This window comes from Eubacterium sp. AF15-50 (genome assembly GCF_934835595.1).
GTDB classification, from domain to species: Bacteria; Bacillota; Clostridia; order Lachnospirales; family Lachnospiraceae; genus Eubacterium_G; species Eubacterium_G segne.
Genome location: NZ_CAKVZL010000013.1, coordinates 26,380 through 35,821, shown reverse-complemented (window position 1 = coordinate 35,821; position 9,442 = coordinate 26,380). Strand labels below are relative to the sequence as shown.

General features: G+C 35.3%; 11 protein-coding genes and 1 pseudogene. All 12 read right to left on the bottom strand.

The genetic code is table 11. The features are described from left to right. A pseudogene (locus Q5O73_RS03135) lies at positions 1–283 on the bottom strand (1-deoxy-D-xylulose-5-phosphate reductoisomerase); the annotation flags it as partial. A 9-nt stretch (positions 284–292) separates the two neighbouring features. After that, positions 293–1,114, bottom strand: coding sequence for a phosphatidate cytidylyltransferase (locus tag Q5O73_RS03130; RefSeq protein ID WP_302669016.1), 822 nt, complete (start codon positions 1,112–1,114; stop codon positions 293–295). A gap of 2 nt (positions 1,115–1,116) precedes the next feature. Then, entirely contained in the window at positions 1,117–1,848 is a 732-nt protein-coding gene (locus tag Q5O73_RS03125) for an isoprenyl transferase (protein WP_021953371.1), read from the bottom strand. 114 nt (positions 1,849–1,962) lie between these two features. Then, entirely contained in the window at positions 1,963–2,517 is a 555-nt protein-coding gene (gene frr, locus Q5O73_RS03120) for a ribosome recycling factor (protein ID WP_021953372.1), read from the bottom strand. 32 nt (positions 2,518–2,549) lie between these two features. Next, positions 2,550–3,245: a UMP kinase gene (pyrH, locus tag Q5O73_RS03115; RefSeq protein ID WP_021953373.1), complete on the bottom strand. Its 696-nt coding sequence runs from the start codon at positions 3,243–3,245 to the stop codon at positions 2,550–2,552. Positions 3,246–3,380: 135 nt separating this feature from the next. Next, entirely contained in the window at positions 3,381–4,046 is a 666-nt protein-coding gene (locus Q5O73_RS03110) for an ABC-2 transporter permease (protein WP_302669015.1), read from the bottom strand. Further along, positions 4,030–4,902, bottom strand: coding sequence for an ABC transporter ATP-binding protein (locus Q5O73_RS03105; protein WP_302669014.1), 873 nt, complete (start codon positions 4,900–4,902; stop codon positions 4,030–4,032). The genes Q5O73_RS03110 and Q5O73_RS03105 overlap by 17 nt, the downstream gene beginning before the upstream one ends. 30 nt (positions 4,903–4,932) lie before the next feature. Then, positions 4,933–5,304 (bottom strand): GntR family transcriptional regulator, encoded by a 372-nt coding sequence (locus Q5O73_RS03100; protein ID WP_186839971.1) that lies wholly within the window; start codon positions 5,302–5,304, stop codon positions 4,933–4,935. Positions 5,305–5,532: 228 nt separating this feature from the next. After that, entirely contained in the window at positions 5,533–5,883 is a 351-nt protein-coding gene (locus Q5O73_RS03095) for a hypothetical protein (protein ID WP_302669017.1), read from the bottom strand. A 37-nt stretch (positions 5,884–5,920) separates the two neighbouring features. Next, positions 5,921–6,568 (bottom strand): TrkA family potassium uptake protein, encoded by a 648-nt coding sequence (locus tag Q5O73_RS03090; protein ID WP_021953374.1) that lies wholly within the window; start codon positions 6,566–6,568, stop codon positions 5,921–5,923. A 9-nt stretch (positions 6,569–6,577) separates the two neighbouring features. Further along, the gene (locus Q5O73_RS03085; protein ID WP_302629353.1) at positions 6,578–7,918 is read right to left on the bottom strand and encodes a TrkH family potassium uptake protein; all 1,341 of its coding nucleotides are present in this window, start codon (positions 7,916–7,918) and stop codon (positions 6,578–6,580) included. Positions 7,919–7,973: 55 nt separating this feature from the next. Beyond that, complete coding sequence (locus Q5O73_RS03080) at positions 7,974–9,431, bottom strand: TrkH family potassium uptake protein (protein ID WP_021953376.1); 1,458 nt, start codon at positions 9,429–9,431, stop codon at positions 7,974–7,976. Positions 9,432–9,442 lie beyond the last annotated feature (11 nt).

The window sequence follows — 9,442 nt, the reverse complement described above, 5'->3', positions numbered from 1 at the left end:
CAACAATATCGGCGCCTTTGTATACTGCTGTCTCAATTAATCCGTCCATTCCTGCTACTACCTTTACGGAGGTATCAGCCACCGCTATCTTAAGATTAGCTGCCGCCTCTTCATTGTATACGCATACTATTTCCGGATGAAATTCCCTTATCTGTTCTTCTAATTTTTGTATATTTGAGCCTGCTGCAATGGCAACCACACGCAAATCATCATTGGCTCTTACAATGTCAAGAGTCTGAGTTCCTATGGAACCTGTAGAGCCTAAAATTGTAATATTTTTCATTAATTCTCCTTAAAAAATCTGTACCAAAATCCATATAACAGGTGCTACATATATAACACTGTCAAATCTATCCATTATTCCGCCATGTCCCGGAATAAGTCTGCCATAATCCTTTATATCATGATTTCTTTTAATGGCCGATGCCGCCAAATCTCCCACCATGGATATTAAAGCACCTACTGCACATATTACTGCAAAAACTATTACAGGATTATTTATTGTAATATTATCTGCAAAAACTGAAGCATATACTGCCCCTAAAACTGCTGCACCAACAACTCCGCCTATAGCTCCTTCTATTGACTTTTTAGGGCTAAGCACCGGTGCCATTTTATGTTTTCCAAAGGCTACTCCTGCCAGGTAGGCACATGTATCACTGCCCCAGGAGCAAAGGAATATAAGCCATACGGTATAAGCACCATTGTCTCCTGCCCTTACATTGTAAATATATGACAACATAACACCTGCATATAACATGCACATTATTGCATTGGAAATTTCCTCTGTCTTATATTTCGGGAACATAAATACATACTGTGCCAGAAGACACATAAGAAATACAATTATAAGTATAAGCATGTTTTGTGTTTTTCCCATGAACAAAAGCCCATAGTAGATAACTACTGCCACATATCCCGTAATCCCCGGAAGTTTTTTTTCAATTCCAAGAACCCTGTATAATTCGTATACTCCCACCAGTGATATTAACATATTAGCCACCAACAAAATTATTCCTCCGGGAATAATGGTTGTCAGAATAAGTGCCACTAACACTATTCCACTTAATAATCTTGTCAGAAAAGATTTATTTGCAAATTTACTTAAAATCATGGTTATGCCTTAACTCCTCCAAATCTTCTGTCTCTCTGGTTATACTTTACAATAGCCTTTTTCAATTCTTCCTTATCAAAATCCGGCCACAAAACATCCGTGAAATAAAATTCCGTATATGCTAACTGCCACAAAAGATAATTAGATAATCTTATTTCACCGCTGGTTCTGATAAGTAAATCCGGATCCGGGATTCCTGCCGTATCAAGATATGAACTAATAAGATTTTCAGATATATCCCGGGATTCTATAACTCCATCTTTGACATCCTGTGAAATTTTTGTAACAGCACGCCTTATTTCATCGCGGCTACCATAATTAATGGCAATAATAAAGTTAATTCCCTTATTATCCTTTGAACATTCTTCTAATTCATTAATTCTGTCAATAATATCATCATCTAATCTTGATTTATCACCTATGACTCTTACCTTCATGTCGTTTTTGTTGGCACGTTCAATACAGTCTTTTAAGTAATTTCTTAAAAGCTTCATTAATGCCTTAACTTCATCTTCCGGTCTGTTCCAGTTTTCCGTTGAAAATGCATACATTGTAAGATATTTAATTCCCATGTCATGAGCATCTTCAATTATTTTTTCCACATTTTTAGCCCCTGCTGCATGTCCTGCGTTTCTTGGAAGAAAACGCTTTTTCGCCCATCTTCCGTTTCCATCTAAAATAATTGCAACATGCTGTGGAATGTTAAGTCCCGTAATGTCTATTTTTTCAGCCATACATTATCCGCCTTTCACTAAATTAACCTATGTAAAACATTATCTTTGACAGTGCAAAGAATAGAGGAAACAATAGTCCCCTCTATTCTCTGTAAGTGTGTATAAGCACATATATTATACTGTCATTATCTCCTGTGACTTTGCATCTATGGCATCATCAATTTTCTTTACATATGCATCAGTAGATTTCTGAACATCATCCTGATATCCTTTAATTTCATCTTCTGATATTCCATCTTCCTTGCCTTTTTTCTTAACGGCTTCAATGGCATCTCTTCTAATGTTTCTTATGGCAACCTTAGCATTTTCGCCTTTTTTCTTGACATCTTTTACTAATTCTTTTCTTCTGTCCTCTGTAAGTTCAGGAAATACAAGACGTATAAGCTTTCCGTCATTAGTAGGTGTAAGTCCTAAATCAGATGCATTAATTGCTCTTTCAATATCCTTTAAGAGTGATGCATCCCAAGGCTGAATGCAAATCATCCTTGCCTCCGGAACAGATATGTTACCTACCTGCTGAAGAGGTGTGGGTGTTCCATAATAATCTACCTTAACTTTATCTAAGATATGAGGATTTGCTCTTCCTGCCCTGATTGTTGTGTATTCCTCTTTAAGATTGTCTAATGACTTCTCCATTTTATCTTCATATGTCATTAATAATTCTTCCATTTTATCTATTACTCCTTTAAAAATATGTTTTATTATACAGTTATTTTAGTGCCGATTTTTTCTCCTGATACGGCTTTATTTATACTGTCTTCTTCGTTAAGTCCAAACAAAAGCATTGGCATTTTATTTTCCATTGCCAAAACACTGGCTGCTAAATCAATAACACCTAATCTGTCATCAACTATCTTAGAAATAGGAAGTTCATCATATTTCTTTGCATCAGGGTTCTTAGCCGGGTCGCTGTCATATACACCGTCAATGGCCTTTGCTCCTAAGATACAATCTGCTTCAATTTCAATTGCTCTTAAAACCATGGTCATATCTGTTGAGAAATATGGATGTCCCGTTCCTCCTGCAAAGAACACAACCTTTCCATTATTTAAATCAGCTACTGCTTCATCCTTTGAGAAAAGCTTTGTCCATGTTCCACAGGCAAAAGGTGTATATACGTTAGTATCCATACCTTCTGTTCTAAAGATTTCTGATACATACATACAATTCATAATAGTAGCTAACATGCCTATTCCATCTGCCTTAGGTCTGTCAATCTTATTGCTTGTTCTTCCTCTCCAGAAGTTTCCGCCACCAATAACAATAGCTACCTGTACTCCTTTGTCCACAATAGTTTTAACCTGCTTTGCAACTGCCACACAGGTTTCTTCATCAAAGCCTGTTTTCTTATCACCTGCTAAGGCTTCACCACTTAACTTAAGTAAAACTCTATTCATTTTATGTTCCTCTTTTTTTCTGTTTTTATTAGTCGCAATAAGGTGCTTTATGCACAAACTGCTTCCAATTTTAATCTAGAACTAGAATAACATATAAAGTCAAAAAAATAAAGAAGTATCTTATTTTAAAATGGTTTAATAATCTTTTCTTTTAACTACGTAAGTAGACAACATTATTCCGCCAATATACATGGCAATGCCTATTATTAATATAATAGCGGCAATTAAATTAATATGTTTTGAAACGAACATAGCTATATTTTCTATATTTTCTCCCTGTAATAATACATCTGAGAATGCATTTAACACACCCCAAATTACCATGGTTGGAAAAATCATAACTACTCTCTTTAGCTGTGGATTACCTGATGTTCCCATTGCATACATTATGGTATTCATTATTGAGTTATAAATAAAGGGCACTCCGGCTGATAACACAATTACCACCCCAAGATCAGGAAAACTTTTTCCCCATGTTTTTATCATTATTGCTGATAAAATGGTTGCTATTAACATTTCCAGAATTATATAAAATACTCCTGTTAAAAATCTTCCTGAAACTCTCTCTATTTCTTTTGCCGGCAGCATATTGTCAAAACCGCAGCCACTCTTCTGTTCATATGAAAACAATGACAATGGTGCTATCATGGCTATTAATGACATGTAGGCAAATATGGAATATATGTTTTCATCATTTTGCCCCATAACAAGGCTAAAAGGTGCACACAATACTATGGATAAAACCAGCACCATCTTTCCTTTTCTTAAATCATATTTAAAAAATTTAATTGCGTTTTTCATGTTGTCTCCTTTCCTTTATGCTGTGAAGCATAATCTGTGATATTTCCGGTTTTTCAATAACAAATCCTGAGCCTATTTTTTCTGCATCTTCTGTTTTTATAAGTGCTTCAAAGTTGTATGCTTTATGGTCAATTCCAATTAAATATTTAGAATTTTCACCGGTAATCTGCCCTGGTTCTCCCTTAACCAGCAAATAATCTTCTAGCATTTCATCCTTGGGCTTACTAATCAGAATTCTTCCCTCATCTATAAAGGTAATATAGTCTGCAATTTCTTCTAAATCACTAAGAACATGGGTTGAAAACAAAATACTTCTGCTACCATTTTCTATGTATTCCTGTAAATCATTTAACAATTCTTCTCTTACCACCGGGTCTAATCCGTTAGTTGCCTCATCTAAAATAAGCAGTTTTGAATCCCTGGAAAATGTCGCTGCAAACATTAGTTTTACCTTCATTCCCCTGGAAAAATAATCTATTTTCTGCTTTTCAGGCAAATTGTACTTCTTTATGAATGAATTAAACTTATCCTCATTAAATGTAGGATAAAAATCCTTAAGAGTTTTTCGTATTACACTTATTTTGGCACTGGGATAAAAGAAGGATTCATCCCCTACAAAGGCAATACTTTCCTTGTATTTAACCGGATTTTCCTCATATGTAATTCCATCTACCTTAATGCTTCCTTCCTTGTACTTGCATATATGATTAATCATGTTAATGGTAGTGGTTTTCCCTGCACCGTTCTGACCTACATACCCCATTATGTATCCTGCCGGAATAGTCAGATTAATATTTTTAAGTTCAAATTTCTTATAACTTTTGTTTAAATTTTTTATTTCCAAAATATTATTCATTTTAATTTTCCTTTCTGTCATAAAGCATTTTTATTCCTGCCAGAATGAGTCCAGTATGTTTTGTAACTCTTCTTTTGCCAGACCAATGCTTTTGGCTGTTTCTACTGCCGTTTCTATTCCCTGTTCAATTCGTAAAAGGTATTGTTCCCTTATTATGCCGTTATCCTTTCTAAGCACCACGCTTCCTTTTCCCTGCATGGTAGCAATAAAGCCTTCCTGTTCTAAATCGTTATATGCCCTGGTGGTAGTAATAACACTAACTCCAATGTCCTTTGCAAGGCTTCTGATAGACGGTAACACCTCTCCTTCTTCTAACTGACCGTTTAAAATCTGTTCCTTAATCTGCTCCCTTATTTGAGCATAAATGGGCAATTCTGACTGATTTGATATAATTATCTTCATAAGTTACCTCCGTATTCCAATGCATTGTATATACTGTATATATTGCATTATATACAGTATATACAATTTGTCAAGGGAAAGTGGTGCAAGTAAATGATGGTATTTAATTGTTGTTTTATACTAGTATACTTTTGAATTTTGGGACATTCTGCGATATGTAGGCAGGTAGATTTTCTTTTTCTTGCTTTCCAATGGTACCCCACGACTAGATTTCCCGGATTTTGGGAACTATGAGTGGTTGGATTTCTTTTTTCTTGCATTTCTAACAAATTCTATTATTTTTTCTTCGTCTTTCCCTACCCCATCTTCCTTCTCTACACCGGATGACACATCTACACCATCAGGCATTTCTCCATGAATCTGTATATAATCAAAGCCTGCATTTTCAATTTCTTCAATCTGGTCAATAGTAGGTGATACAACCACAGCCACTGTTTTTATTTTGTCATCAAGAGTTTTCATGATTTCTTTGACATTATCTATAGTAATATTTCTCTTACTTTTTTCAAAAAATAATACCATTCCCACCAAATCAATTTTCACCTTATTAAGATATTCTGCTTCATTAGCCGTTGTTATTCCACAAATTTTAATAATCGTTTTCTCACCTTTTATCCTATATATGAAAACATTTCTCTATGTTCTTATTTGAGCCAAGAACCAGCATATGACAACCTGCAGTTAACACCATATCAGGAGTAATATTTATATCCAGACGTCCGTCACGTCTAATTGCCATTATGTTTATACCAAAACGTCCTCTGATATCTATTGCACTTACTGTTTTGCCATCCCACTCATTAGGGATTTCAATTTCAAATATTGAGTATTCCTTCCCTAATTCAACATAGTCAAAAATATGGTCGGAAGTATATCTTATGGCACTCCATTTTGCCAACTGTCTTTCTGGATACACCACCTCATCTGCCCCGTTTCTTAACAAAAACTTTGCATGTACATCTCTTGCAGCTCTTGAAACAACCTTTTTTGCCCCTAATTCTTTAAGAAGTGATGTGGTTTCTAATGAACTTTGAAAATCATCACCGATACAAACCATACATACATCGTAATTTCCTACACCTAAAGATTTCAGGAATTCCTCATTGGTACTGTCACCAATTACAGCATTCGTTACAAAATCCAATACTGCATTTACTCTATCCTCTTTTTTATCTACTGCCATAACCTGATGCTTTAATTCATACAGATTTTCAGCGATATGTCTCCCAAATCGTCCAAGTCCTATTAACAAAATTGATTTCATAATCTTCTCCTATCCTACCATTATTTTTTCTTCCGGGAATTTTGCCACATCTTTTCTCTTACTTGATACTGTAGCAAAAATCACTGTGAGACCGCCAACTCTTCCAAACAGCATAAGCACTATAAGAACAATTCTCGAAATCACACCTGTATGAGGAGTTATTCCAAGAGTAACACCTACCGTGCATACTGCAGAGGCCGACTCAAACAATGTATCAATAATATTAAATCCATCCACTGCACATATTATAATTCCACCCATAAGAAACAAAAAGCTGTAAAGCAGCAATATGGCTGCCGCACTTTTTATTACCTCTTCAGCAATTCTTCTCCTAAACAAATGAGGGGATGATTTTCTTCTAAACACCGATATTGACGAAGCCAAAAGTACCGCAATGGTAGTTATCTTCATTCCACCTGCAGTAGAACCTGTAGCACCACCTACCATCATTAACACAATCATAATTAACTGTCCTGCCCCGGAAATCTTAGTTAAATCCACAGTGTTAAATCCGGCAGTTCTAGGGGTAACTGTTTGAAATAGAGATGCCAATGCCCTGTCTGCCCCTGACATATGCCATTTTGCTCCTGAAAATTCACAAAAATAAAAATAAACAAAAGGAATAACTATAAGTCCTATGGTTGCTGACAAAATAACCTTGCTTTGCATTCTATACTTACTAAATTTAAATTTGTGTGTTCTAATATCATCCCAGGTCATAAAGCCTATTCCACCCAATAAAATAAGAAGCACAATAACTAAATTAATTACAATGTTGCCGGAAAAAGATGTAAAGGATGAATACTTTTCATTTATTCCCATAAGGTCAAATCCCCCATTGCAAAATGCTGATATTGAATGAAAAATCGAATACCATATTCCTTTAAGTGCCCCCATTTTAACGGCAAAAACAGGGTACATTAAAACCGCTCCCGTTAATTCAATTACAAATGCCATTTTAATGATAAATCTTGTAAGCCTTACTATTCCCTCAAGCTTTGGTGCAGAAATTGCCTCCTGCATAACTGTTCTTTGCATAAGACCTATTTTTCTTCCTGACATGGCGGCAAAAGCTACCGCAATGGTAACTATTCCCATTCCACCTATTTGTATAAGAAATAATATCACTGCCTGTCCAAAGTCTGACCAATACGTCGCCGTGTCCTGAACTACTAATCCCGTAACGCAAACTGCCGATGTTGCCGTAAATAATGAGTCTAAAAAGGAAGCCCCTTCTCCACTACGTGTAGAATACGGTAGCATCAGAAAAAGACTTCCTATAATAATCATTCCTACAAATCCTAAAAGTATAAATTGTGCCGTTGATAAATGTATACGTCTCTTTTCCATAACTATCTCCTAATCATAAAAGATATTATACATCACCGGTATTTTTTTCACAACTCTATCTTTTGAAACTCCATACATCCCTTGAAAACAATATTAATATAGGGTATATTTCCAATCTGCCGGCTAACATATCTATTATTAATATTATTTTTGAAAAATCACTAAATAGTCCAAAATTACATGTAGGGCCTACCTGATCAAGTCCCGGACCTATATTGTTAAAGCAGGATAAAACAGCCGTAAAATTAGTAATAATTGAAAATCCATCCACTGCTATTAGCAAAAAGCTTCCAAAAATAATAATAAAATATGTTGCCACGTAAATATTGATTCCGCTAATTACTTTTTCATTTACAGCATTTCCATTGTTTCTTATAACTTCAACTTTATTTGGATTTAAGGTCTTTCTTATTCCACGTCGTATGCTCTTTAACAATAGCAACAACCTTCCACACTTAAATCCGCCGCCGGTACTACCTGCACATGCTCCAATCATCATTAACACAACTATTATTGATTTAGAAAACTCAGGCCATTTATCAAAATCTACAGTAGCAAAACCCGTAGTTGTAATTATACTAGCTACGGTAAAAGCTGCATGATGTAAAGCTTCCCCAATACTTCCAAACATATGGTAAATATTAATGGTTATAGCTGTAATGCTTGCAACAACCAATCCTAAATATAATCTAAGTTCCCCATCCTTTAACACTGTTTTAAATCTTCTTAACAAAAGAAGGTAATAACAACTGAAATTTACACCAAACAATAACATAAATATGGTGCAGACATTTTGAATGTAAGGACTATATCCTGCCATACTGTCATTTTTAATTCCAAATCCACCGGTTCCTGCTGTTCCAAATGCCGTACAGACTGAGTCAAACAACGACATTCCTCCTAACAGTAAAAATATTACATTAATTACTGTAAGTGCCATATATAACATATATAATATCATTGCCGTGTCACGCATTCTCGGTGCTAATTTTTCCACATTAGGCCCCGGGCTTTCAGCCCTTAATAGATGAAGAGTAAATCTGTTACTTCTTCCATTAGCCGGAGTAACTGCTAGCAAAAATACCAGAACTCCCATTCCACCTAACCAGTGACTGAAACTTCTCCAGTAAAGCATTCCTCTGGACATAGTTTCCACCTCAGGAAGAATTGAGGAACCTGTAGTGGTAAATCCTGATACCATTTCAAATAACGCATCAATAAAATGTGGAATTTCCCCTGATATATAAAAAGGGAGACATCCTAATAAACTAATGGCTATCCAGCTTAAACCTACACAGGCTAAACCTTCCTTTACAAAGAAACGCTGTTTTGCCTTTCTTCCCAAAACAAATAACAATGCTGATACAGCCATAATAATTAATATACTAAGGACAAAACTTATAAATGCCTTATACTCTTTGTCAAAGACACTTATTAACATTGCCGGTGTCATAAAGACCGCTTCAACTGCCAATATTTTTGAGATGAAACGACCCATAACTTTATAGTTCATTATTACTTCCT